A 24,971-nucleotide genomic window follows, 5' to 3' on the forward strand; every position below is an offset into this window, starting at 1 on the left:
GTTGTTGCGACTATTTGGTGATTTATAATGGCTTAATGCCTCGTGGACCATTGGCGATGTTTCGCCAGCTTTCGGTGGCAATTTGGTCAAAAAAATATCCCGGATGTAAAAAATTCACAACGAAATGCAGTCGATTGCATCGGGTCTGACGAAATTTATCAAGAGAATAGAGGGATTTACCCTTCGAAAGCGATATCGATAGCTTCGCGGCTTTGCACGGTCGCGAATTCGATTGCAATGCCTTCTTCGAAATGACGCACCACGCGGCCGCGCATGGAGCCGAGGATAACCTGGCTGTTCAGGGCAGGGCGCATGCGCAATTCAACGGCGGCTCCCGATATTGAAAGATCGAGGATACGGCAAGGATATTGCCTGCCATCAGCCATCGATAGCGTCGAGATAGGATTGCGCGGCGCGATGCGCTGGTGACGCCGGTCTTCCGGCATGTCCAGTTCATGTTTATTGGCGAGCCACGTCAGTTGCGCGGCGATCTTGTTCTTCTTGCGATCCGAAGCGGTCAGCGACACCTGAAACCCGCCGCTGACCATGCGCTCGATGGTGCCTTCTACGCGGCCGATATGGTCAATGTAGGCAACAACCCGCTCTCCATTATTCGCCATCACATCCGTGGTGATAATGACATCGCCGGGCGACATTTCATCGATCTGGCAGACATGCTCGGTACGATCCTCCAGCATGAAGCGACCGTATAGTTGCACTTTCACGCTATAGTACTTGCCCGCGGCGGCAAGGTTGGGGCTCGAAACGTCACGGTATATTTGCATGAAGGCTGTCCAGATATGGGAATCGACAGTGTCTGATGGTGAAAGATTACGTCACAAGTCTTAACGTGAAGGTAACGATGACTGCCATTGCTTAGAAATTGCTAACCTAGTCGACGGTTTTTCCGCCATTGAATACGAGCAGATGCCCGACCTTGCGGCTGATGATCGTCCGCGTGGCGGGCAGCGTTGTGGATGCTGTATTCTCCGGAATCGTGAGAATGGAATCACCTGGCAAACCGCGTGCCGGGTAACGCGGGTCGATAATCGAAATCGATTGGAGGCGGTTTTCGACGATAGGATCGGATTCGAGCCAGAAAGGCCTGCCGAGAGAGATGATCATCCCCATGAGATGCCGTTCATTGGCCTCGCTGGCGAGTGGCAAAAGAATCAATTCGAACAGGGCTCGGCGGCCACGAGTACTCTTACCTTCGTAAGTCAGCTGAACGACGGACTTGTTCGTCATGCTGTTCTTGATGAGGCGTACGATATTGCTTCGGTCTTTTATCTGCCAGAGAGAGGCAAACGACGCGCCCCTCAATTCCCGGCCATAGACCGAGCATATGCGGGTTCCGGCGAGGCGGAAGCGCGGCTCGCCCGGTCCGACTGCCTGGACGATAAAGGTATCGGCGAGATATTTCCTGATCAAAGCGGGTGCTATCTCCCGGCGCTCCGGCGCGGCGCGAGTGCCGCGCAGCCTGTTCCAATAGGCAAAAAGCTCGCTTGTTCCATCATGCCGCATAGGGTTCATCTGCTTTCGGCGCTCAACGCGATTCTTCTTGTCGTCCGGACTCTGTCACTGACAATCTGCTGGCGCCACCAAAGATGACATGGTCTCCACTGCGGCAGCCGATTAAGGTTAACAAGTGGTTTCGATTGAGCCGTGGACGGCGCTGTGAGACAGTACTTTCACTAGAGTTTGCATGATCAACTATCCTGAAATTCGAGGCTGCCCAGACCCACTGGGTGGCCTTTTTTCTGTTCATGGGGCTTTGCACCCGGGACCCGAACCAGATAGCGTTCCGTAACTAGCAATAAAGGCCATGAACAAGAATGAACGATTCAGCGGATATCCGGAACCGGTCCACAAAGGGCGAGCCGATTTTCAATATTCCGGGTGTCATATTGGCCATCATGGCCCTGTGCGGCATTGTGTTCGTTCTGGAGACCTATGTCTTGAGTGACGAGCAGAACAACGAATTTCTTCTGAATTTTGCGTTCATTCCAGCGCGTTTTTCAGAATATGGCGGGTTCGCGTCGCCGGCCGCCTGGCTGACAACCGTGACCTACTCACTGATGCATGGGAGCATCGCTCATATAGCGCTTAATATGATCTGGCTGGCCGCTTTCGGGTCACCACTGGCGGCGCGCATCGGTCCGCTGCGGACGGCGCTGTTCTGGATCGTAACGTCGATCGCTGCTGTGATGACGCATTTTGCGGTCTATCCGGACAGTATCGCGCCCTTGGTCGGCGCTTCAGGCGCAGTTTCCGGCATGATGGGCGCGGCGGCGCGTTTCGGTTTCCGCCGCTCTCCCTTGCGCAATTCAGCGGCCTTTGTCGGTGATATCCTGCCAATCGGGGAGGCGCTTCGCATGCGAACCGTGCTGACCTTTCTCGGTGTTTGGTTTGTCACCAACATTCTCACCGGAATGCTCTCCGTCGGCGTCGATAGTTCTGCGACGATTGCCTGGGAAGCGCATATTGGCGGCTTTCTTGTCGGCTTCCTTGGCATTTCCTTGTTCGACGGGCGTGACAGCGGTCGAATGGATCCGGAATTGATGGTATAATTGCAAAATAGTTGCAATAGGCATCGCATACGCGCACCATGAACTAGATCATCGGACGTATCCCGGGGGATACGATGGTCCAGAAGCCAATGTGCAAGGAGGATGTACATGACTGTCAAACTGATTCTCGAACGAAAAGGCTATGACGTATTCAGCACGACGCCGGAGACGACGCTCGGCGATGCAATTACGATCCTCGCAAAGCACAAGATCGGTGCAATTGTCGTTTGTGACGGGAACAATGCCATCAAGGGCATTTTGTCCGAGCGCGACGTTGTCAGGCAAATTGCCGCTCAGGGCGCCGATGCCTTGTGGAAGCCGATTTCGGAAAGCATGACCATGAAGGTCAAGGTCTGCAGTGAGAAACACACGATCAATCAGGTGATGGAAATCATGACACAAGGCCGGTTTCGCCACCTGCCTGTAGAAAAGGACGGGCGTCTGCACGGAATTGTCTCGATCGGTGACGTCGTCAAACTTCGCATCGAGGAAGTGGAGCGCGAGTCGGAGGAAATTCGCAGCTATATCGCCACTGCCTAAAGCGGTTCAAAAAACGAGCTTTTGCATGCGCTCCAATTCGCCGAAGCGAGCCATGGTCTCTTCATAACCGAGTTTGATCGCCTCGTCTGCACGATGGAATTCGGCGAGGCCAACGTGGCCGATCTTCGGCATCAGCATGATGTCAGGCGGATCGCCTGCCATGCGTGCGCGTGAAATCCGGTCCTGGATAATGTTGAACGATTCCATCATGACACCGGTGATGCCCAACCGCTTTGAATAGGAAGGGTTGGCGCGCACCGCTTCGCCATCGCCTGAGCCAGGATTGGGAGGTTCCGCTGCGTGCTTGATGACAGCGGCCCGGCCAAATTGATCATAGTGCAGGTTGACGGCGACAACCAGCGGATGCTCGTACGACCGGCAGACCGCGACGGGAACCGGGTTTACCAGCGCGCCATCGACGAGTGTCCTGCCGTTGCATTCTACAGGTTCGAACACGCCGGGCAGGGCATAGGAAGCCCGCATCGCGGTTATCAGGCTGCCTCGTGTCAGCCAGATTTCATGGCCGGTATTGATCTCGGTGCACACGGCGATAAAGCGCTTTGGCAGATCTTCAATAGCGAGTTCTTCCAGGTGTTCGCGCAGGCGACGATCGAGTTTCATGCCGCCGAAAAGGCCGTTGCCCCGAAAACGCAGATCGAGCAGGCTGAAAAGGCCTCGCTTGGTCAGGCTGCGGGCAAAATCCTCAAGCTGATCAAGCTTGCCGCCCAGATAGCAACCGCCAACAAGGGCGCCGATCGATGTTCCGGCAATCATGGAAATTTCGATGCCAGCTTTATCAAGGGCGCGCAGTACGCCAATATGCGCCCATCCGCGTGCGGCACCGCCGCCAAGCGCGAGCGCAATAGGTGTCTTGCGGTCGCGAGGCACTTCCGGCGTGATTACTGGCACATCCGGGGTGTTATCGATACCGATCGGTTCTGCCGCGCGCATCCGGCGCGATGCCCATTCGAGCATAGCATATACTCCTGAAACACTGCTCTTTCACTATTCCTCTGTATTGGTATCCAAAGGATGAATATTGCGGATTTGTGACCCCTTAGCCAACCAATGAAATGGGATTACAAAAGACGATGATGGCGGTTGCGAGGCATAGAGGATTTCCTGACCATTATTGTCCGTATGGCTAGGTCGTGAACTCATTGTGGGGTCGAAATGGTGTAAGGCCATCTTTTCGGATAGAAGGAGCTGAGGTGATGGAGGCGCCATTGTCGATTCTGTAGTGGAGTTCATGGCCCAGGAAGGCCTCTATTTTGTCTCTAACTGCATTACCAATGATGATGTTCCATCCGTCGTGACGATCTGACGATAAAAACAAGAACGACGTCCGGTATGGCAGGTTGGGCCATCGCCGGCGACGGTTACTTTCAGCCAAAGGGCATCCTGATCGCAGTCGGTGCGCATTTCGACTACCGTCTGCAAATTTCCGGATGTCTCGCCCTTTTGCCAAAGGGATTTACGTGAGCGCGACCAATAATGTGCGATGCCGGTTTCCAGCGTCAATTTCAGCGCATCGGCATTCATGTGCGCGACCATCAGCAGTTGGCCGTCACGGGCATCTGTAACGACCGTCGTTACCAATCCGGACGCATCGAAGCGCGGTGCAAACACCGCGCCTTCTTCATTGTCATGTTTGTCGCTCAGGGAAGCGGAGAACAAATCGTTCGGCATAATACCATTCTGGAAGCTACCGGCCCCTGACGAGTGTCATGAACCGTACCTGCTCGTTGATTTCAGTCTTGAACGATCCGGTAAAGGTCGTCGTCGTGGTCGTCGAACCGGCTTTACGGATGCCGCGCATAGCCATGCACATGTGTTCTGCCTCGATCATGACCGCAACACCGCGCGGGCGCAGTGACTCCTGGATTGCATTGGCAATCTGCGCCGTCATGCTTTCCTGTGTCTGCAGGCGATGCGCGAACATGTCGACCACGCGGGCGATTTTCGACAAGCCAACGACCTTTTCGCCATCGGGCAGGTAGGCCACATGCGCCTTGCCGATGATCGGCACCATATGATGTTCGCAGTGCGAGAAGAACGGAATATCCTGAATGAGGATCATGTCCTCGTATCCGGCGACTTCCTCGAAGGTACGGCCGAGCACGTCGGCCGGATCCTGCGCATAACCGGAGAACAATTCCTTGTATGTGTTGGCCACTCGTTGCGGCGTATCTAACAGACCCTCGCGGTCCGGATTGTCGCCGGCCCAAAGCAGTAGCGTGCGAACGGCTGCTTCGGCTTCTTCTTGGGTGGGGCGTCGATTATTATCCTGCTTGGCGGCTGCCGATTGCAGGACTTTGATTATAGCATCCATCGCGATCTCCCGTAGCCGCCCTCAAAGGAGCGACGAGTTAAACGGCAATACACGATAGTCGCTCCATCGGAACGGACGGTGTATTGAAGGCAAGCTGGAAAACGTTCCCAGCCCCGACCAACACAATAACGCATCGCGAAAATTTAATACATGCGACTTTGTGCTAGTGCGCTCCAATACTATATAGAGATTGAAATCGGGATTCATAGGGTCAAAGCGATGCACAATGACGCGTTTGCGGTGAACACTGTGTCGAAAAACGGGCATTCATTATGATCAATGACGTCTACAACACGCGTATCCTGGAATTTGCCGGAAACATCCAGCGGCTCGGGCGCCTCGAGCAGCCGGACGCGTCAGCCACCGCTCATTCAAAACTTTGTGGCTCGACTGTTACCGTCGACCTGAAGGTGGAGGATGGCGTCGTTTCAGATTTTGCCCATGATGTTAAGGCTTGTGCGTTGGGGCAGGCGTCGTCGTCGATCATGGCGCGGCATGTCATCGGCGCAACGGCACAGGAGCTGCGCGACGTCAGGGACCGAATGTTCAAGATGCTGAAGGAAAACGGCACGCCGCCGGAAGGCAGGTTCGAAGATCTGAAGTTTCTTGAGCCGGTGCGCGACTACAAAGCGCGCCATAATTCCACGATGCTGACCTTTGACGCCGTGGTGGATTGCCTTGATCAGATCGAGAAGAAAAACGCCGAAGCTGCAGCCTAGACCGATGTGTGACGAACCGGCACAGGATCAAACGCCGAAGATCGTCAGTAAATATTCGCGCAACTGGCAAGGATCCTGGCGGAAAACGCCAGGACGTTTGTTGGGAACAGGGCTGATCAGGCTCTATCAACTTACCCTGTCGGGATTTGTTGGAAATTCCTGCCGCCATATTCCTACCTGCTCGGAATATACTTACGAGTCCGTCGCCCGCTATGGCCTGTGGACCGGAGGCTGGATGGGTCTATTCCGTTTTGTCCGCTGTGGGCCGGGCGGCACACATGGGCTGGATCCGGTCCCGACCGTACTGGATGGACGGTTTGTATGGTATATGCCCTGGCGCTTTTGGAGCCTTCATCGCCCTCAGACTTGAACTTTAAGCACTTTACGCCGGGCAAAACAGCATTTAGAAGTGCGCCCGCCGGAGCGGTTTCCGGCAAGCTGGATACCACCCGCAATCGTTGGCGGGACTGGATAGGAGAAAATCGATGTCACAAACAGTTGCCAAAACTGTATCCATGCAATTCCCCGATGGCTCGAAGCGCGAATATGACGCTGCCATGACCGGCGCGGAACTTGCTGAATCCATTTCCAAATCACTTGCCAAAAAAGCTGTCGCCTACGCGGTGGATGGCACTGTGCGTGACTTGTCCGATCCGTTGCAGGGTTCAGGCGCGATCGAAATCTGGACACGGGAAGATCCGCGCGCGCTGGAATTGATCCGGCATGATTGCGCCCATGTTCTCGCCGAGGCTGTGCAGGAGTTGTTTCCCGGGACACAGGTTACCATCGGCCCGGTGATCGAGAATGGCTTTTACTACGATTTCGCCAAGAACGAACCATTCACGCCGGATGATCTGCCGGTGATCGAGAAGAAGATGCGGGAGATCATTGCCCGTAACAAGCCGTTCACAAAAGAAATCTGGTCTCGCGAAAAAGCGCGCAAGATTTTCGCCGAAAAGGGCGAAGCCTATAAGGTGGAACTCGTCGATGCCATTCCCGAAGGGCAGGATCTGAAGATCTATCGCCAAGGCGATTGGTACGATCTTTGCCGTGGCCCACACATGGCTTCGACCGGCCAGATTGGCAATTCTTTCAAGTTGATGAAGGTTGCGGGTGCCTATTGGCGCGGCGACAGCAACAATCCGATGCTGAGCCGCATCTACGGGACGGCTTTCAACAATGATGCAGATCTGAACTCCTATCTGCACATGCTGGAGGAGGCGGAAAAACGCGATCACCGCCGTCTCGGGCGCGAAATGGATCTGTTCCACTTCCAGGAAGAGGGCCCGGGCGTCGTATTCTGGCATCCGAAAGGCTGGAAGATGTTCCAGAGCCTCGTCAGCTACATGCGGCGCCGGCTGGATAGCCATGGTTACAGCGAAGTCAATGCACCGCAGGTACTCGACAAATCGCTGTGGGAGACGTCCGGTCATTGGGGCTGGTACCGTGACAATATGTTCAAAGTCACGGTCGCCGGTGACGAGACCGACGACGAGCGTGTGTTCGCGCTGAAGCCCATGAACTGCCCCGGCCATGTCATGATCTTCAAGCACGGTCTGAAGTCATATCGCGATCTGCCGGTAAAGCTTGCGGAATTCGGCAACGTGCATCGCTATGAGCCTTCGGGCGCTTTGCATGGCCTGATGCGCGTGCGTGGCTTCACGCAGGACGATGCGCACATTTTCTGCACAGACGAGCAGATGGCGGCGGAATGCCTGCGCATCAACGATCTGATCCTCACGACCTATGCCGATTTCGGATTTGAAGGCATCACGGTGAAACTATCGACGCGTCCCGACAAGCGCGTCGGTTCGGATGAGTTGTGGGACCGTGCCGAAGAAGTCATGGGTCAGGTGCTCAAGACGATCGAGGAACAGTCTGGCGGCAAGATCAAGACATCGATCAATCCGGGCGAGGGTGCTTTCTACGGCCCCAAGTTCGAATATGTGCTGCGTGATGCTATCGGGCGCGACTGGCAATGCGGTACGACGCAGGTGGATTTCAACCTGCCCGAGCGTTTTGGCGCTTTCTACATCGACTCCACATCGGAGAAGAAGCAGCCGGTGATGATCCACCGCGCCATTTGCGGTTCCATGGAACGCTTTCTCGGCATCCTGATCGAAAACTATTCAGGTCACATGCCGCTGTGGTTTGCACCTGTGCAGGTTGTGGTTGCAACGATCACCTCCGAAGCCGATGAATATGGCAAGCAGGTAGCCAAGGAACTGAAGGCCGCCGGTCTGCAGGTCATCACCGACTTCCGCAACGAGAAAATCAACTATAAAGTACGCGAGCATTCCTTGCAGAAGGTGCCGGTCATACTTGTTTGCGGCATGCGCGAAGCCGAGGAGCGTTCAGTCAATATGCGCCGCCTCGGCTCGCAGAATCAGACCTCGCTGAAGCTGGATGATGCAATTCAGCAGCTCAGGACCGAAGCGACACCTCCGGACCTGTTGCGCGCGGCGGCCGAGTAATCTAGGCGAGCATGAAATATGACAGCGTGGTGGCTTCATCACGCTGTCATATAGTGTTGAGAAAATCTAAGCCGTTTCAATATTTTGCGGAGTCCCCGTGCAGTTTCCAGAGCTTTCTTATGCCAACGACACGCAGACCCGCCTGACCCAATGGCTCATTCGGGCCATCGAAGGTTTTTCCGGCCGCAACTATTATGCAGGGCTCTATAATACGTGGCGGAGCGACATCGTCCCTGCGGGTATCGATGTTTTCTGCAGAATGATGGATCTGATCAACATCCGGCTCGACGTTCAGGACCAGTGGCCACCGCAAAATTTGCCCGATACACCATTGGTGATTATCGCCAACCATCCCTTTGGCATTGGCGACGGCATTGCGTCTCTGGCATTGGCCGAGCAGCTCGGCCGGCCGTTCCGTGTTCTCATCAACAATGATCTTATGAAGGTGCCGGAAATTCGGCCCTATGCGCTTCCTGTCTGTTTCGACGAAACGAAGGAAGCCGTGACCATGAATATGGCTACCCGTCATGAGGCCGTGCGGCTTTTGAAGCAGGGCGTGACAATCGTCGTCTTTCCGGCCGGCGGTGTTGCGACGGCACCCAAGGGCTTTGGCCGGGCAGAGGATTTGCCGTGGAAGATTTTTCCGGCAAAGCTCGTGCAACAAGCCAAGGCCTCGGTGATCCCAGTCTATTTCGGCGGACAGAACGGGCGCTTCTTCCACCTTGCGAGCAAAGTTTCGATGACCCTGCGCATTTCGCTGCTGATACGCGAATTTCGCAGATTGTCCGGTAAGGCAATCAATGTGCGGATCGGCCGGGTTATCAGCTGGGACGAATTGAAGCCGCTGGAAGACCGCAAGCTGTTGCTCGAATATCTTTACAACGCGGTTTTTTCACTGGAGCACAGAGCCTATTAATCAATCAAGTGGCTCTTCGCCCTCGGCCGGTTGGTTCGTCGTTGCTGGTGAGCTTGCAGCTTCAGATGCGATTACTTCGACATCCTGATTGCGGCCGGCGACGACCTTGTAGTCGCGCTGGTAGATGCGGTCCTTGTTCTTGGCGATGATGACATACTCGCCCTCCGCCAGGACAATCGAAGCAAAGGCGCCGACGCTTTCCCGCACGATATCGCCGGATGTGGTCAGAACGGACCAGGCAGTATCGGCCAGCGCCTCGCCACCAGCCTCGCGCACGAGCTTCATCGTCAGCAATGCGGCGCGGTGTTCCACGTTGGCTTCGGTGATTTTGCCGGCCTCGACACGGATATCCGAGCGGATCACAGCGTTCGCGGTGCCGTAGTTGGAGACGATCTGGTAGGTGCCGGTATTGAGCCGCACCACGCTATCGGGTTTGACGTCCGGGATGATCAGTGCACGTTCGCCGCTCTGGTCGGCGTGATCTTCATAGATGGAAAATCGCAGCTGGTCCGGCGGTATGCGCCCGCCACCCGAGAGGGTTGCATTGAGTTTCACTCCGCCGGCATCAAGGATCATCGTTTCCGTGCGCTTGGCGCGGGTCATGGTAATGCGCTTTGTCGCGCCTGCGCGACCGAAAGCGACGTGCACCAGATAGCTGCCGGGAGCAAGGTTGAACGAGGTCGTTCCGCCCTTGGCAGTCGCCAGCAATGCGAGCTTGCCGTCGCCGTTTGGCTCCGGTGAGAACACACGCCAAACGAGGCCACGCGGGATTGCCTGGCCCTTGTCGGAAAGCTTGGCTGACAGCACGAGTTCCGGTTCGTTGGCAAACGGGTTGTTCTCGGGTGACTTCGGATTGGCGTACCCTTTAAGATTAGGGATGTTGGGAATATCGAGCGGCGGGACTTCAGGTAGTTCGGGAGCGAGCGCCTGCGCAGATGCGCAGGAGATGCTGGCTAACCCCATGGTCACAAGCAGCAGCGCACATTTAAGAGCCCGAACGAAAATTCGCCACGAAGGGCTGCAAATGGCGTTTTTCTGCGCTCCGATGCTCCCGTACCAAATGTACGCTGCGCGTCCGTGCCCAAAAACCACCATTTTCGCCGCTTCCTGACGAATTTTCGTTTGGGCTCTTGGGGACTTGCCGCCCGTTAAACTAAACTGGAATACACCCATGAAACGGTTTGATCCGAAGCCGATGGCAATTTCAAGGCTTTTTCTTAGCGTGCTACCTTTACTTGACGGATGAAACCACCACATTGTCCGCGCAAACAAGTATACGACTTAAATCAGGACCGCCGTTTTAAAACATGGATACATCTGCTCCCAATTCGATCATAGAATTCCTGTCAACCCGCAGTTCGACGCCGATCTCTGCCATTGGTCTGCCGGCGCCTTCGGACGATGAAATCCAGACGATGATTCGTATCGCCTCGCGGGTACCCGATCATGGTCGGCTCACCCCCTGGCGCTTCATCCTCTACCGGGGAGAAGCGCGCGTTCAAATCGGTAAATATCTTGCCGATCTTGCTGAAGAGCGCGAAGGTCCGCTGACCGAGCAGCGCCGCGAGCAGGAACTCAAGCGCTTTGCCCGTGCACCATTGGTGATAGGCGTGGTTTTCTCGCCGGTCGAGCATCATATTCCGGAATGGGAGCAGTTCCTGTCTTCGGGTGCAGCGGCGATGAAGCTCGTCCTTGCGGCCAATGCGCTTGGCTATGCCACCAACTGGATCAGCAACTGGTACGCTTCCGATGAAAAGGGCCGCGCCCTGCTTGGGCTGGCGCCGCATGAGCGTGTAACCGGCTTCGTCCATATTGGTACCTGCGCCCAGAAGGTACCGGAACGCCCACGACCGGAGATCAAGGATATATTGTCGGAATATTCGGGCCCGTGGGAAGGCTAGGACCCTAGATGTTCTACAAATACGAGGATGGCCACGGCCTGCCGCACGATCCATTGAAGGCTATCGTCGCCCCACGACCGATCGGATGGATTTCAAGCCGCTCGAAGGACGGCAAGGTCAATCTCGCACCATACTCCTTTTTCAACATGATCAGCACCAAGCCCTGTCTCATCATGTTTTGTTCCGAAGGCCACAAGGACAGCGTGTCCTTTATCGAGGAGACGGGCGAGTTCGCCGCCAATCTGGTCAGCGCAAACCTTGCCGTTGCCATGAACGCAACGTCGGTGAATGCCCCTCGGGGCGTGAGCGAGTTCGAGTATGCCGGGCTGACGTCGGTCGACTGCACGATAATCAATGCACCGCGTGTGGCTGAAGCTTTTTCGACGCTGGAATGTGTCGTGACTGAAATCCGCAATCCGAATGATCGCCACGGTAACCCGGTGGCTTCGATCATGGTCATCGGCGAAGTGGTTGGCGTGCATATCAGCGAAGAAATCCTGACCGGCGGCCTCGTGGACATGACGAAGGCCCAGCCAGTTTCACGCCTCGGCTATATGGATTTCGCCTCAGTTTCCGAGACGTTCCAGATGTTTCGCCCAAAGTGGGATGAATCATTGGGTTGAGCGTGCAATAAGCCGCTCTGCCCGTCGCAGATGCGGACGGTCGACCATCTCGCCATCGATACCGATCACACCGGCAGCCGGGTCAGTGGCAAACGCGTCAATTATCCTTCGGGCATGCGCTATGGACTCCGGCGACGGTGTAAACGCGTGATTGATGATCGGTACCTGCGCCGGGTGAATGGCAAGCTTGGCGGTGAACCCGTCGCGTTCAGCCTCAGCGCATTCACGCGCGAGCCCTTCATCATCGCGGTAGTTGATATAGACCGTGTCAATCGAGGCAACATCTGCCGCTGATGCGCCGAGGATCGTCACCGCCCGGGCCAGCCGGAAGACATCTGTATAACGCCCGGACTCGTCGCGGGCTGTGCGCGCGCCGATTGCGGCGGACAGGTCTTCTGCGCCCCAACTCAAGCCAATCAGACGGGTTGATGCGCCAGGATAACTTGCCGCCGAGAGTGTCCCGATCGCGGTTTCGGTGATGATGGCGATTATCTGTGTCGATCCTTCGTCGACGGCTGTGCGCGCTTCATGAACGTTGAGTTTGGCCGAGAGCCGCGTCACATCCTTGCCGCTGTTGGATTTTGGCAGGAGAATGCCATGGGGCAGGGATGGCATGATGGCGGAAAGATCGTCATCGGCCAGTCCACTGGCAAGATCATTGATGCGAACGAACAGGCGCGGCGAGGGCCTGCCTTTGCGCGCAGTGAGAAACTCGGCGGCGATCTCTCGTGCGGCTTGCTTGCGCTCGACGCTCACCGAATCCTCAAGGTCGATCAGCAGCACGTCGGCCCCGCAGGTCAGGCCCTTCTCCAGCTTCTTTTCCGAATCGCCCGGAACGAACAAGAGCGAGCGCATCAGGCGGCGGCCTTCGATTTCATCATGGCTTGCCGTGTGCATTTGGCGACAAGCACACCGAATTGATTGAAAGCCCTATGCTCGAATTCGACGATACCCCGATCCGGTTTTGATTTGGATTTTCGCGCCGCGATCACCTGCGTTTCGACCCGCACGGTATCGCCATGAAACAGCGGGGCGGGGAATGTCACGTCGGTCATGCCAAGATTGGCAATCGTCGTGCCAACAGTTGTGTCATTGACCGAAATTCCGATCATCAAGCCGAGCGTAAACAACGAGTTCACCAACGGCTTGCCCCATTCGGTCTTGCTCGCATATTCGAAATCGATATGCAGCGGCTGCGGATTGAGGGTCATGACCGAAAACAGCATATTGTCGCTCTCGGTGACAGTCTTGCGCAGCGCGTGCTGGAACACATGTCCGATTTCAAAGTCTTCCAGATATAGCCCTGCCATGATGTCGCGCGTCTCCTCTTTTGCAGGAGTCTAGGTCGGCTTTGCCAAGATCGCAACATGCGCGTGCTGCCGCCTTGTTATGGTTAATCGACATGGTGAACCGTTCGTAAACCTTTTGCTACTAAAGTCTAATTTAACAAAGACTGTGGGGCGCAAGATAAATGTCGGTACAGCACTATCTGAAAATGATCGATAATGTTTCGGTTGCGCAGCGTTGCCATGCGGCGGCTGCGTTGGCCCATATTTACCTGCATTCCGACCTTGATTTCGACGAACGTTGCGCCACAGAGGCTGTATTGACGCTGCTCCTGGACGATCCTTCGCCGAAAGTGCGGTTGGCGCTTGCCGACGTGTTTTCCACAAGCGCGCATGCCCCGATTCACATCGTCGCCGGTCTTGCCCGCGATCAGATAGAGATCGCCACCTATATGCTGGCACGATCCGTCCTTCTCAGCGATGCCGATCTGATCGATTGTGTAGCCGGCGGAAGTGGCGACGCACAGAAAGTCATAGCGGCAAGGCCCAGGGTATCGATTGCGGTCAGCGCTGCGATCATTGAGATCGGCGAGACCATTGCCGTGCTGGAACTCCTCGCCAATACTCAGGCGCAGATAGCTGACATCAGCTTCCGCCGCTTAATCGAGCGCCTCGGTCATGTGGCTGAAATTCGTGCGCTCCTTGTCGACAATGAGCGATTGCCTGCCGATTGCCGCCATGCCTTGGCAATCTGCATTGCTGAGGCGCTGTGCCGGATGGACATCGTCGTGGCATTGATGGGCGAACGCCGGGCCAGGCGCGTTACGCAGGAAGCTTGCGTCAAAGCATCGATCAGCCTTGTGGCGGCGACCTCGGTTGAGGAGTATCCGGCATTGATCGAGCACCTGCAGTTGCGCGGTGACCTCACGACTGCATTCGTTATCCGGATCGTTGCGTGCGGAAAGATCGATTTCTTCGGTGCGATCCTTGTTATGCTCTCGGGCTATAGCCTGGCGCGCGTGCGAAGCCTTTTGATCGATGGCCGGGCCACGGCATTGTGTGCATTGTTCAGCGCTGCCGGCCTTCCCGCAAATACGCATCAGCCGTTGCGGGTGGCACTTAACAGTTGGCACGGCGTCGCCAATGGCAAACTGTCCATTGGTGCCCGGGAAATCGTGCGCAGAATGATCGAGCACGTCGCACCGGCTACCAATGGTGCTGTTCCTGCCGCTGCCAATGACGACATGCTGTCGCTGCTCAAGAGGATCTATCTCGAGGCAGTTCGGGAACATGCGCGCGATCATGCAATGGCAATTGCCGCCGCTTAAGAGCCTGACCGAAAATTCGCCAAGGCGGGCTGCAAATGGCGCTGTTCTGCGCTCCGATGCTCACGTACCCAATGTACGCTCCGCTTCGGTGCTCGGAAATCACCATTTTCGCCACGCCCTGACCAATTTTCGGTCAGGCTCTGGCCCTTCCGCCGAACATTTCATTACAAAATCCATTCAGGCTTTGATCGCATAAATGCGCGCGCTGCGGGTGAAGTGGCGAAAAATTGCTTTTTTGCCGGGCCCGATTTCACCCGCCCATATAATATTCGCCGGAACTTTCAACAAGTTCAGGGTGTTATACGGAATATCTCATCAGAAAAGCGCGGTAACCGTCCGGAATTCCATGGAAAAGCCAATGCTGCCCGCGTGATTTTTCATGATAGTGTACGGCACAATACGCGTGATTGGGAGGTCTGTATTATGTCCGATGATGGTTCCCTTGGTGAACTTGGTCCGCTTAGTCTGCACGTGCCCGAACCGGCGGTGCGGCCTGGCGGTGCGCCGGATTTTTCCAACGTGGAGCTTGATGAGGCCGGCGCGATACGGCGCCCAGAAGTCGACGCAAACCCTGAGGATATACGCGACCTGGCTTTCTCCATCATTCGGGTGCTGAGCCGCGACGGTGAAGCCGTCGGCCCTTGGGCGGGTCTGTTGACCGACGATCAGTTGATCGAGGGGCTGCGCCATATGATGACGCTGCGCACCTTTGATGCGCGGATGCAGATCGCCCAGCGCCAAGGCAAGACCTCGTTCTACATGCAGCATCTTGGTGAAGAAGCCGTCAGCTGCGCCTTTCGCAAGGCGCTTGCGCCCGGCGACATGAATTTTCCGACCTACCGGCAGGCAGGCCTTTTGATCGCGGATGACTATCCAATGGTCGAGATGATGTGCCAGATCTACTCCAACGAGCGCGATCCACTTAAAGGCCGCCAGCTGCCGATCATGTATTCATCGAAAGAGCATGGCTTCTTTTCGATTTCGGGAAACCTGGCGACGCAATATATCCAGGCAGTGGGCTGGGCGATGGCATCGGCCATCAAACACGACACCAAGATTGCGGCTGGATGGATTGGCGACGGGTCCACGGCCGAATCCGATTTCCATGCATCGCTGGTGTTCGCTTCGACCTACAAGGCGCCGATCGTGCTGAACATCGTCAACAACCAGTGGGCGATTTCTACTTTTCAGGGCATTGCACGGGGCGGCTCGGGCACATTTGCGGCGCGTGGCCTTGGATTTGGCATTCCGGCTTTGCGTGTCGACGGTAACGACTATCTCGCGGTTTTTGCGGTGGCAAAATGGGCGATCGAGCGTGCCCGGCGCAATCTTGGCCCCACGCTGATCGAGTATGTCACGTACCGTGCCGGCGCGCATTCCACTTCCGATGATCCATCGGCATACCGGCCCAAAACAGAATCCGATGCCTGGCCACTGGGTGACCCTATCATCCGGCTGAAGAACCATCTGATCGGGCGCGGTGTCTGGTCCGATGATCGTCACAAACAGACGGAGGCGGAAATTCTCGACACTGTCGTTGCTGCGCAAAAAGAAGCGGAAAGCTTCGGCACATTGCATGCGGGGGGCAAGCCATCCGCCCGCGACATGTTCGAGGGCGTCTACGAGGAAATGCCGCCGCATCTGCGTCGCCAGCGCCAGCAGGCAGGAGTCTGATAGATGCCGCGTAAAACTATGATTGAAGCCATTCGCGACGCGATGGATATCATGATGGAACGCGACGACAATGTTGTCGTGTTCGGCGAAGATGTGGGCTTTTTCGGTGGTGTTTTCCGCTGTACCCAAGGCCTGCAGGCCAAATATGGCAAGACGCGTTGTTTCGATGCGCCGATCAGCGAAGCGGGTATTGTCGGCGCGGCGATCGGCATGGCCGCGTATGGCCTAAAACCCTGCATCGAGATCCAGTTCGCCGACTATGTCTATCCGGCCTATGACCAGATCGTCTCGGAGGCGGCACGCCTGCGCTATCGGTCCAATGGCGATTTTACCTGCCCGATCGTTGTGCGAATGCCGGTTGGCGGTGGTATTTTTGGTGGTCAAACTCACAGTCAGAGCCCTGAGGCCCTGTTTACGCACGTTTCTGGGCTGAAAGTGGTTGTTCCCTCCAATCCGCATGACGCCAAGGGCTTGCTGATTTCGGCGATCGAAGATCCCGACCCGGTGATTTTCCTCGAACCAAAGCGCCTCTATAACGGGCCATTCGACGGTCATTATGACAGGCCGGTAACGCCTTGGTCGAAGCACGATCTTGGCGAGGTTCCGGACGGTCATTACACGGTACCGCTTGGCAAGGCGATCAAGCGCCGCGAAGGTTCGAAACTGACGATTCTTGCTTATGGCACAATGGTTTACGTGGCCGAAGCCGCTGCAGAGGAACATGGCATAGACGCGGAAATCATCGATCTTCGCACGCTTCTGCCGCTCGATCTCGAAACCATCATCGAATCCGTTTCGAAGACGGGCCGCTGCGTCGTGGTGCACGAAGCAACGTTGACTTCGGGCTTTGGTGCCGAACTTGCGGCATTGGTCCAGGAACATTGCTTTTACAAGCTGGAAGCGCCGGTCGCGCGGGTGACCGGGTGGGATACGCCTTATCCGCACGCGCAGGAATGGGATTATTTCCCCGGACCGCTACGTCTCGGACGCGCGCTTGTCGAAACGCTGGAGGGATAGCGCTATGGGTGAATATATCATCAAGCTGCCGGATGTCGGTGAAGGCGTTGCGGAAGCTGAACTCGTTGAATGGAATGTGAAAATCGGCGATCTGGTGCGCGAGGACACGGTCCTTGCCGCTGTGATGACCGACAAGGCGACGGTCGAGATTCCGTCGCCAGTGGACGGCGAGATCATCTGGCTCGGGGGCGAAATCGGTCAGATCCTTGCGATCGGATCGCCGCTGGTCCGCTTGAAGATTGAAGGCGACGGCCACGCCGTTGAAGTAGCACCCGCCAAACCGGTGAAGACCGAGGTGGCAGCACCAGAGGTGGAGAAAGAGGCCGAAGTATCGAAAGCTCCAGCCGAAAAATCAAAGCCAATAACAGCTCTTAACGCGCAAAAAACTTCGCTTGTAACAAGTCCTTTTAGCGCCAACGCGCCGCGCGATGAAGGCGAGAAGCCGCTTGCGTCTCCAGCTGTTCGGTTGCGCGCAAAGGAGGCCGGAGTGGACCTTCGTCAGGTCAGTGGCACGGGGTCAGCCGGGCGCATCACCCACGAAGATCTCGAAGCCTTCTTCGCGCGGGGCAAGCAAAAGCCCGGTATCACGGCACTTGCTCCCGACAATTCCGTCAAGGAAATCAAGGTAGTAGGCCTGCGCCGCAAGATTGCGGAGAAAATGGCGATTGCCAAATCGCACATTCCGCACATCACCTATGTCGAGGAAATCGATGTCTCGTCGCTGGAGGAATTGCGCGCAACACTCAATGCCAACAAGCGTGCCGAGCAGTCAAAACTGACCATTTTGCCGTTTCTGATGCGGGCGATGGTGCGGGCAATTGCGGATCAGCCGCAGCTCAACGCGCTTTATGACGACGAAGCCAATGTTATCCACCAGCATGGCGGCGTCCACATCGGCATCGCGGCGCAAACGCCGAATGGCTTGGTGGTTCCGGTGGTCAAGCACGCCGAGGCGCGCACGCTGTGGGATTGCGCTGCGGAGGTCAATTTGCTGGCAGATGCGGCCAAAACCGGTACGGCAACGCGCGAGCAGCTGAGCGGATCGACGATCACGATCACGTCGCTCGGCAGCATGGGCGGGGTAGTGACGACGCCGGTCATCAATTACCCGGAGGTGGCGATCATTGGCGTCAACAAGATCATGACCCGGCCGATGTGGGATGGAACGAACTTTATCCCCCGCAAGATGATGAACCTGTCCTCGAGTTTCGACCATCGCGTTATCGACGGCTGGGATGCTGCTGTTTTCATTCAGCGAATCAAGACGCTGCTTGAAACGCCGGCGCTGATTTTTGTGGAAGGTTGAGCGATGAAGGACATCTCCTGCAAACTGCTGGTCATCGGCGCGGGTCCCGGTGGCTATATCTGCGCCATTCGGGCCGGCCAGCTGAACGTCGATACGGTTATCGTCGAAGCGGCAAAGGTTGGCGGCACTTGCCTGATGGTGGGGTGCATCCCTTCCAAAGCACTGATCCACGCCTCGCAAGAGTTTGAAAAGGTTGCACATTTCGCCGCCAATCGTACGCCTCTCGGTATTTCCGTAAGTGAACCTGCGATCGACTTTTCGAAGACCATTGCGTGGAAAGACGGTATTGTCAGCCGACTGAACAATGGCGTCGCCGGTCTGCTCAAGAAGGCCAATGTCAAGATCGTCACCGGCAAGGCCAGGTTCCGCGACGGCAAGACCGTCGAGGTCGAAACGCTGACTGGCCAGCAGATCATCAGGGCAGAAAACGTAGTGATTGCAACGGGTTCCGCGCCTGTCGAGATTCCGTCGCTGCCGTTTGGCGGCGATGTCATTTCCTCGACAGAGGCGCTGGCTCTACAGAAAATCCCTGAGAAGCTGGTCGTGGTCGGCGGCGGCTATATCGGCCTTGAACTCGGGACCGCCTTTGCCAAACTGGGCTCCAAGGTGACGGTTGTCGAGGCATTGCCCAAGATCCTGCCTCAGTACGATGCGGAGCTAACCCGACCAATCGTCAAGCATATCAACGAGTTAGGTATGACTATACTGACCGGCGCCAAAGCCAAGGGCATGAGCACCAAGGGTGATGCGCTGCTGATCGAAACCGCTGACGGCAAGGACGAGAGAATCCCGGCTGACAAGGTGCTGGTGACCGTCGGCCGCAAGCCGGTGACGACCGGCTGGGGTCTTGAGGAAATCGACCTCGATATGGACGGAAAGTTCGTCAGAATCGATGATAAGTGCCGCACCTCGATGCGCGGCGTTTATGCCATAGGCGACGTGACCGGCGAACCCATGCTCGCACACCGGGCCATGGCGCAGGGCGAAATGGTGGCGGAAATCATTGCCGGCGAAAACCGCAGCTGGGACAAACGCGCCATCGCCGCGGTGTGTTTTACCGATCCGGAGATTGTTTCTGTTGGCTTTTCTCCTGAGGAGGCGAAGCAAGCCGGACACGAAATCAAGATCGGCTTGTTTCCCTTCGCCGCCAATGGCCGCGCCATGACACAGGAAGGCGAGGAGGGATTCGTCCGTGTCGTCGCGGCCGCCGGCAACCATCTTATCCTCGGAATCCAGGCGGTCGGGCAAGGTGTATCCGAGCTCTCGGCGTCGTTTGCCCTTGCCGTGGAGATGGGCGCGCGACTGGAAGATATCGCCGGAACGATCCACGCCCATCCGACGCAGAGCGAAGGTTTTCAGGAAGCCGCCCTCAAGGCGCTGGGACACGCGCTGCATATCTGAGCGCAACTCGGTGCAATCAGATTGAAGCTGGCGGTTGAAAATCCTGCACCAGTTTCGAGGATTCTTGCATAGGAATCGCGAGTTCTTGCGTAGGAATCTCTCCGACTTGCATCAAAATAGTTTTGAAATAGCGGTTCATGGGGCTGAAATGCGGAAAAACCGCCAGGAGAAGCGCGTCTCGCCGGAGAATTAATTGAACGAGCGTTCGATTAATTTTTTTGTGACGTAGCGAGGAGCTTTGGGCTTAAAAAATAGCCGGACTTGCGTCCGGCTTAATGGGGGAACCAGGCGCGCGCCAAAAGCAGGGAGGAGGAGCCGCGCCTAGTCTTTATGATGTACTCCTGTTCGGAGCATACTTCAAGGACTAATACTTTTGATGTATATCACTCTAATACCGCCACTGCATCGACTTCCAGAAGGTAATCGGGGTTGGTCAGCGCGGCGACGCCGACCAACGTGTCAGTTGGCTTGTGATCTTTGAACAAGGCGACGCGTCCTTCTTCGATCATGGCGAGGTGCTCGCGCCGGTAATTGGCGACGAAGATTGTGAGCTTCGTGACCTGTCGAGGCTCGGCGCCGGCGGCGGCAAGCGCCCGCCCGATATTTGCAAACACCTGACGGGCCTGCGCCACCATATCACCGCGACCAACAAGGTTGCCCTGGCTGTCTTCTGCCACCTGTCCGGCGATAAAAACCAATCGGCTGCCTGTCGCAACGATCACATGGCTGTAGGTCTGCGGGGGCGAGATACCGTCAGGATTGATACATTTCAACGTCATTGGATTTGCCCTCCCTTTCACGGCGACGAGGATCCAAATTCAATTGAGCAATGGAATCGGGCGGGTTGGCCCTGCCTAAGTCGCAAGTTGGAACAGCCTTCGGATACCATAAAGCATGCACCCAAGGCAGTGGCCCAAGAAACAGATTGTCAAGATAACGTAGCCACACATGACCAGCATCAGCGTACGGGCGGTGGGCTCCAATCCCGCTACGGGCACAAGGTCATAAAACAAACTTATAAGCCAACCGAATTTCACGCTCCATTGACAGCCGACGTCAGAACAACTTGATTGAATGCTAGGTATCGTGACTGCGAACCATGCGAGAGAGAGTAAACCGAAGTTTCTCCATGAGTAGTCTCCGGCGATGAGGCTTTTTTGGACTTGAACGACCATTCGTATGATCGCGATTAGTCCCGCAACAAGTATCACAAGTGTCAAAAACCAAATAGTCATGGGAACCCTCTTGGTTATATCGAGGGGCTTGTTGTAGCGCGGGATCGGTTGCTGTCCCGTTCATTTGATTGCTAAACGTTTATCAATAGGACTTCTGTACCAACGCTGTCACGCAGAAGGTGTGAAGGAAGATCTTCATCAAGGCCTATCGCCGAAGCGTTAAATATCCAGTTCCTCAACAAAGGCGGCGCGATCCTGGATGAAGCGGAAGCGCGCGTCGGGGCGGGTGCCCATCAGATCGTCCACGGCGAGCTTGGTTTCGTTGGCCCATTCCTCATCGATCTGGACACGTAGCAGGGTGCGCTTCTTGCGATCCATCGTCGTTTCCTTGAGCTGGTCAGCACGCATTTCGCCAAGGCCCTTGAACCGGCCGATCTCAACCTTTCCCTTGCCGGTAAACAGCGTCTTCAGGAGCTCGTCCTTATGGGCATCGTTGCGGGCATAGGCGACCTTGCCGCCCTGCGCCAGACGGTAAAGCGGAGGAACCCCGAGGAAGAGGTGGCCGTTGCGGATAAGCTCCGGCATCTCCTGATAGAAGAAGGTGATGAGCAGCGATGCGATATGCGCACCGTCGACGTCGGCGTCGGTCATGATGATGATGCGGTCGTAGCGCAGATCCTCGTCGCGGTATTTCGAGCGGGTGCCGCAACCGAGCGCCAGGATGAGATCTCCGATCTGCTGGTTGGCCGTCATCTTTTCGCGTCCGGCACTGACCACATTCAAAATCTTGCCGCGTAGCGGCAGCACGGCCTGTGTGGCGCGATCGCGCGCCTGCTTGGCCGAGCCGCCAGCGCTGTCACCCTCGACGATGAAAAGCTCGGCGCCCAGCGCCCCGGTCTGGCTGCAATCGGCAAGCTTGCCCGGCAGGCGCAGCTTCTTGACGGCGGATTTGCGGTTGACCTCTTTTTCCTGGCGGCGTTTGACGCGCTCTTCAGCCCGGTCCACCACCCAGTCGAGCAGCTTCGATGCTTCCTGCGGCGAGGCGGCAAGCCAATGATCGAATGGATCGCGAATGACATTTTCGACAATGCGCTGCGCTTCGACAGTCGCCAGCTTGTCCTTGGTCTGGCCAACGAATTCCGGCTCGCGGATGAACACCGAGAGCATGGCGGCAGCGGAGATCATGACGTCATCGGTGGTGATGATCGAGGCGCGCTTGTTGCCCGTGAGTTCAGCATAGGCCTTGAGGCCGCGGGTGAGGGCGATACGCAGCCCTGCTTCATGGGTGCCGCCTTCGCCGGTCGGAATGGTATTGCAATAGGAATTGACGAAACCATCCCCGCCATACCAGGCGACAGCCCATTCCATGGCGCCATGGCCGCTGGTTTTTTCCGTCTTGCCGGCAAACATTTCGCGCGTGATCTGAAAATCCTTGCCGAGCGAGGCGCCAAGATAATCCTTGAGGCCGCCCGGGAAATGGAAGACCGCCTTGTCCGGCGTCGGATCCTTCGGATCGAGCAGTGACGGCGCGCAATTCCACCTGATTTCCACGCCACCGAAGAGATAGGCTTTCGAGCGCGCCATCTTGTAAAGCCGCGCTGGATCGAATTTGGCGCCTTGACCGAAAATCTCGGCATCGGGATGGAAGGTCACACGCGTCCCACGGCGGTTCTGCACTTCGCCGACTTCTTCGAGCGGCCCAAGCGCCTTGCCGCGCGAAAAGCGCTGGCGATAAAGACGGCGGTTACGCGCCACCTCGACTTCGACGTGGTCCGAGAGTGCGTTGACGACGGAAACGCCGACGCCATGCAGGCCGCCGGAGGTTTCATAGACCTTGGAGTCGAACTTGCCGCCGGCGTGAAGCATCGTCATGATGACTTCGAGCGCGGATTTGTCCTTGAATTTCGGATGCGGATCGACCGGCATGCCGCGACCATTATCCGTGACCGACAGATAGCCGTTTTCGTCGAGATCGATATCGATGAAATTGGCGTGACCGGCAACGGCCTCGTCCATGGAATTATCGATGACTTCCGCGAACAGATGATGCAGCGCGCGCTCGTCGGTGCCGCCAATATACATGCCCGGACGGCGGCGGACCGGCTCCAGCCCTTCCAGCACCTCGATATCGGCGGCATTGTAATTGCCGCTGGCTTCGGGCGCCGTGCGCGCGGATTTGACAGGCGCGGCGGGGGCAGGCTTGGCAACTTGATCCGAACGTGCGGGTTCGCTCGCCGCCTGCCGTTCGCGGGCGGTTTTCACGATCGCTGAAAAGAGGTCGTTACTGTCATCCATGGTCTTATTCGGCCAACTTCATAGAGATTCGAATCACCCTTGATGTTTACACGCTTCATGGCGAAACGCGATGGGAGTTCGCTGTCTGTTCCGGTATTCACCCACAGAACTATACGCCAGAGCGCTTACATTCAAGTGTGGCTGAAAAACTGACCCAAAGCATCGTGGAGAGTAAAGCGTGGCAAAACCATCATGTGCGTGGTTCGACAAGCTCACCATGAGGGAGGTAGAGTGCTGCAATGTTGATCACCAACGTTTGAGCCATCCCAGCATTTCAAGCTCCCTGCAATCAACCCACCTCCCTCATGGTGAGCTTGTCGAACCACGGCAGGGGCGATATTCCAGCAAGCCATGCCGCAGCTGCGTCCAGGGGAATGATGAACATGGAAAATACAACCGCACAACAGGTGCAGGGTGTTTCGATGATGGCGGCGGCCATGTTCTTCCTGCCCGTGATGGACGCCATTGCCAAATGGCTTTCGACGGTGGACAGCGTGTCACCGGCGACAGTAACGCTCTTCCGTTTTGGATTTCAGGCCATGCTTGCCGCCATGATCATCATTGCCATGACCGGGGTGAAATCCTTAAGGCCCGTCAAGCTTTGGGGCAATCTGTTTCGCGGCGTTCTCATGGGTGTCGGCGGGCTTTGCTTCTATGCGGCGATCAAATACATGCCGTTGGCGGACGCAATAGCAGTGTTCTTCGTTGAACCATTGATGCTGACGACCCTTTCGGCAATCCTGCTCAAGGAACATGTCGGCTGGCGCAGGTGGACGGCCGTGGCCATCGGGTTCATCGGCACGCTGATCGTTATTCAGCCCAGTTGGGAACTTTTTGGCTGGGTTTCGCTTTTGCCACTCGGCACGGCAGCATCCTTTGCCTTCTACCTTATCCTGAATAGACGTTATGGCACTGCCGACACAACGCTTGTCATGCAGTTATATGCGGGGGTAGGCGGTACGCTGACGACTCTCGTCGCGCTGTTCTTCGGCGCGGTCTTTGAGGTTAGCGATATGACATTCGGACTTCCCGCCAATGCCCTGTCGTGGTCATTGCTCTTGGCGATGGGTGTCATTGCGACAACCGGACACCAGCTGATTACCAACGCCTCTCGGCTTGCTCCTGCCTCGCTGCTGGCGCCGTTTCAATATCTCGAAATCGTCATGGCAGTGCTCATCGGGCTGTTTGTCTTCAGCGAATTCCCTACCGCATCGAAGTGGCTGGGGATCGCCATCATCGTCGCTTCCGGCGCCTATCTGATCTGGCGCGAAGGGAAAAAGCGCGAAGAGAGCGCCTGAACGAAAATTCGCCATGGAGGACTGCAAATGGCGTTTTTCTGCGCTCCGATGCTCACGTACCAAAACGTACGCTGCGCTTCGGTGCTCGAAAACCACCATTTTCGCCACCCCCTGGC

Annotated in this window: 24 protein-coding genes; 14 read left to right on the forward strand and 10 right to left on the reverse strand. The window is 56.4% G+C overall.

Going from position 1 to position 24,971, the window contains the following annotated elements; all coding sequences use genetic code 11:
* Positions 1–176 precede the first annotated feature (176 nt).
* Together C7476_RS10910 and C7476_RS10915 are read right to left on the reverse strand one after the other, a co-directional pair.
* A complete protein-coding gene (locus C7476_RS10910; protein WP_114429962.1) occupies positions 177–785 on the reverse strand; it encodes a PilZ domain-containing protein in 609 nt (202 codons plus the stop codon).
* Between the two features lie 106 nt (positions 786–891).
* Positions 892–1,524 carry a PAS domain-containing protein gene (locus C7476_RS10915; protein ID WP_210207789.1) on the reverse strand — a complete coding sequence of 211 codons (633 nt, stop codon included), beginning with the start codon at positions 1,522–1,524 and terminating at the stop codon, positions 892–894.
* 311 nt (positions 1,525–1,835) lie between these two features.
* Between C7476_RS10915 and C7476_RS10920 the strand changes: the two genes are divergently transcribed.
* Positions 1,836–2,570 (forward strand): rhomboid family intramembrane serine protease, encoded by a 735-nt coding sequence (locus C7476_RS10920; protein WP_114429964.1) that lies wholly within the window; start codon positions 1,836–1,838, stop codon positions 2,568–2,570.
* Positions 2,571–2,678: 108 nt separating this feature from the next.
* On the forward strand, positions 2,679–3,110 hold the full coding sequence (locus C7476_RS10925; RefSeq protein ID WP_114429965.1) for a CBS domain-containing protein: 432 nt from the start codon (positions 2,679–2,681) through the stop codon (positions 3,108–3,110).
* Between the two features lie 6 nt (positions 3,111–3,116).
* On the opposite strand, the gene C7476_RS10930 is transcribed toward C7476_RS10925, so the two are convergent.
* The 3 genes from C7476_RS10930 to folE all read right to left on the reverse strand — a co-directional run bounded on the left by C7476_RS10930 (position 3,117) and on the right by folE (position 5,442).
* Positions 3,117–4,085, reverse strand: a complete 969-nt coding sequence (locus C7476_RS10930; protein WP_181872405.1) for a patatin family protein — start codon at positions 4,083–4,085, stop codon at positions 3,117–3,119.
* Positions 4,086–4,376: 291 nt separating this feature from the next.
* Positions 4,377–4,799 (reverse strand): phosphoribosyl-AMP cyclohydrolase, encoded by a 423-nt coding sequence (hisI, locus tag C7476_RS10935; RefSeq protein WP_114429966.1) that lies wholly within the window; start codon positions 4,797–4,799, stop codon positions 4,377–4,379.
* A 16-nt stretch (positions 4,800–4,815) separates the two neighbouring features.
* Positions 4,816–5,442: a GTP cyclohydrolase I FolE gene (gene folE / locus C7476_RS10940; protein WP_112531326.1), complete on the reverse strand. Its 627-nt coding sequence runs from the start codon at positions 5,440–5,442 to the stop codon at positions 4,816–4,818.
* Between the two features lie 272 nt (positions 5,443–5,714).
* On the opposite strand from folE, the gene C7476_RS10945 reads away from it, so the two are divergent.
* The 4 genes from C7476_RS10945 to C7476_RS10960 all read left to right on the forward strand — a co-directional run bounded on the left by C7476_RS10945 (position 5,715) and on the right by C7476_RS10960 (position 9,551).
* Positions 5,715–6,161, forward strand: a complete 447-nt coding sequence (locus tag C7476_RS10945; RefSeq protein ID WP_114429967.1) for an iron-sulfur cluster assembly scaffold protein — start codon at positions 5,715–5,717, stop codon at positions 6,159–6,161.
* A 4-nt stretch (positions 6,162–6,165) separates the two neighbouring features.
* Positions 6,166–6,531, forward strand: coding sequence for a membrane protein insertion efficiency factor YidD (gene yidD / locus C7476_RS10950; protein ID WP_114429968.1), 366 nt, complete (start codon positions 6,166–6,168; stop codon positions 6,529–6,531).
* A gap of 115 nt (positions 6,532–6,646) precedes the next feature.
* Positions 6,647–8,635, forward strand: a complete 1,989-nt coding sequence (gene thrS / locus C7476_RS10955) for a threonine--tRNA ligase (RefSeq protein WP_114429969.1) — start codon at positions 6,647–6,649, stop codon at positions 8,633–8,635.
* Between the two features lie 97 nt (positions 8,636–8,732).
* Entirely contained in the window at positions 8,733–9,551 is an 819-nt protein-coding gene (locus C7476_RS10960) for a lysophospholipid acyltransferase family protein (protein ID WP_114429970.1), read from the forward strand.
* Here C7476_RS10960 and C7476_RS10965 read toward each other — a convergent pair whose 3' ends face one another.
* Positions 9,552–10,514, reverse strand: coding sequence for a hypothetical protein (locus C7476_RS10965; RefSeq protein WP_114430188.1), 963 nt, complete (start codon positions 10,512–10,514; stop codon positions 9,552–9,554).
* Positions 10,515–10,858: 344 nt separating this feature from the next.
* Here C7476_RS10965 and C7476_RS10970 point away from each other — a divergent pair, with 344 nt between their 5' ends.
* Together C7476_RS10970 and C7476_RS10975 are read left to right on the forward strand one after the other, a co-directional pair.
* Entirely contained in the window at positions 10,859–11,452 is a 594-nt protein-coding gene (locus C7476_RS10970) for a nitroreductase family protein (protein ID WP_114429971.1), read from the forward strand.
* Between the two features lie 8 nt (positions 11,453–11,460).
* On the forward strand, positions 11,461–12,075 hold the full coding sequence (locus C7476_RS10975) for a flavin reductase family protein (protein ID WP_114429972.1): 615 nt from the start codon (positions 11,461–11,463) through the stop codon (positions 12,073–12,075).
* Here C7476_RS10975 and C7476_RS10980 read toward each other — a convergent pair.
* Together C7476_RS10980 and C7476_RS10985 are read right to left on the reverse strand one after the other, a co-directional pair.
* The gene (locus C7476_RS10980) at positions 12,064–12,930 is read right to left on the reverse strand and encodes an HpcH/HpaI aldolase/citrate lyase family protein (RefSeq protein WP_114429973.1); all 867 of its coding nucleotides are present in this window, start codon (positions 12,928–12,930) and stop codon (positions 12,064–12,066) included. The genes C7476_RS10975 and C7476_RS10980 overlap by 12 nt on opposite strands.
* Positions 12,930–13,385, reverse strand: coding sequence for a MaoC family dehydratase (locus C7476_RS10985; RefSeq protein WP_114429974.1), 456 nt, complete (start codon positions 13,383–13,385; stop codon positions 12,930–12,932). The genes C7476_RS10980 and C7476_RS10985 overlap by 1 nt, the downstream gene beginning before the upstream one ends.
* A gap of 161 nt (positions 13,386–13,546) precedes the next feature.
* Here C7476_RS10985 and C7476_RS10990 point away from each other — a divergent pair, with 161 nt between their 5' ends.
* The 5 genes from C7476_RS10990 to lpdA all read left to right on the forward strand — a co-directional run bounded on the left by C7476_RS10990 (position 13,547) and on the right by lpdA (position 20,087).
* Entirely contained in the window at positions 13,547–14,689 is a 1,143-nt protein-coding gene (locus tag C7476_RS10990; protein ID WP_114429975.1) for a DUF2336 domain-containing protein, read from the forward strand.
* A gap of 423 nt (positions 14,690–15,112) precedes the next feature.
* Positions 15,113–16,363, forward strand: a complete 1,251-nt coding sequence (locus tag C7476_RS11000; protein ID WP_114429977.1) for a 3-methyl-2-oxobutanoate dehydrogenase (2-methylpropanoyl-transferring) subunit alpha — start codon at positions 15,113–15,115, stop codon at positions 16,361–16,363.
* 3 nt (positions 16,364–16,366) lie between these two features.
* Positions 16,367–17,380: an alpha-ketoacid dehydrogenase subunit beta gene (locus C7476_RS11005; RefSeq protein ID WP_114429978.1), complete on the forward strand. Its 1,014-nt coding sequence runs from the start codon at positions 16,367–16,369 to the stop codon at positions 17,378–17,380.
* Between the two features lie 4 nt (positions 17,381–17,384).
* Positions 17,385–18,686 (forward strand): dihydrolipoamide acetyltransferase family protein, encoded by a 1,302-nt coding sequence (locus tag C7476_RS11010; protein WP_114429979.1) that lies wholly within the window; start codon positions 17,385–17,387, stop codon positions 18,684–18,686.
* A gap of 3 nt (positions 18,687–18,689) precedes the next feature.
* On the forward strand, positions 18,690–20,087 hold the full coding sequence (lpdA, locus tag C7476_RS11015) for a dihydrolipoyl dehydrogenase (protein ID WP_114429980.1): 1,398 nt from the start codon (positions 18,690–18,692) through the stop codon (positions 20,085–20,087).
* 383 nt (positions 20,088–20,470) lie between these two features.
* On the opposite strand, the gene C7476_RS11020 is transcribed toward lpdA, so the two are convergent.
* Both C7476_RS11020 and parE read right to left on the reverse strand, forming a co-directional pair.
* On the reverse strand, positions 20,471–20,866 hold the full coding sequence (locus C7476_RS11020) for a RidA family protein (RefSeq protein ID WP_114429981.1): 396 nt from the start codon (positions 20,864–20,866) through the stop codon (positions 20,471–20,473).
* Positions 20,867–21,481: 615 nt separating this feature from the next.
* Complete coding sequence (parE, locus tag C7476_RS11030) at positions 21,482–23,557, reverse strand: DNA topoisomerase IV subunit B (protein ID WP_114429983.1); 2,076 nt, start codon at positions 23,555–23,557, stop codon at positions 21,482–21,484.
* 383 nt (positions 23,558–23,940) lie between these two features.
* Here parE and C7476_RS11035 point away from each other — a divergent pair, with 383 nt between their 5' ends.
* Positions 23,941–24,855 carry a DMT family transporter gene (locus C7476_RS11035; RefSeq protein WP_114429984.1) on the forward strand — a complete coding sequence of 305 codons (915 nt, stop codon included), beginning with the start codon at positions 23,941–23,943 and terminating at the stop codon, positions 24,853–24,855.
* Positions 24,856–24,971: the final 116 nt, after the last annotated feature.

This window comes from Phyllobacterium bourgognense (genome assembly GCF_003337575.1).
Taxonomy (GTDB): Bacteria; Pseudomonadota; Alphaproteobacteria; order Rhizobiales; family Rhizobiaceae; genus Phyllobacterium; species Phyllobacterium bourgognense.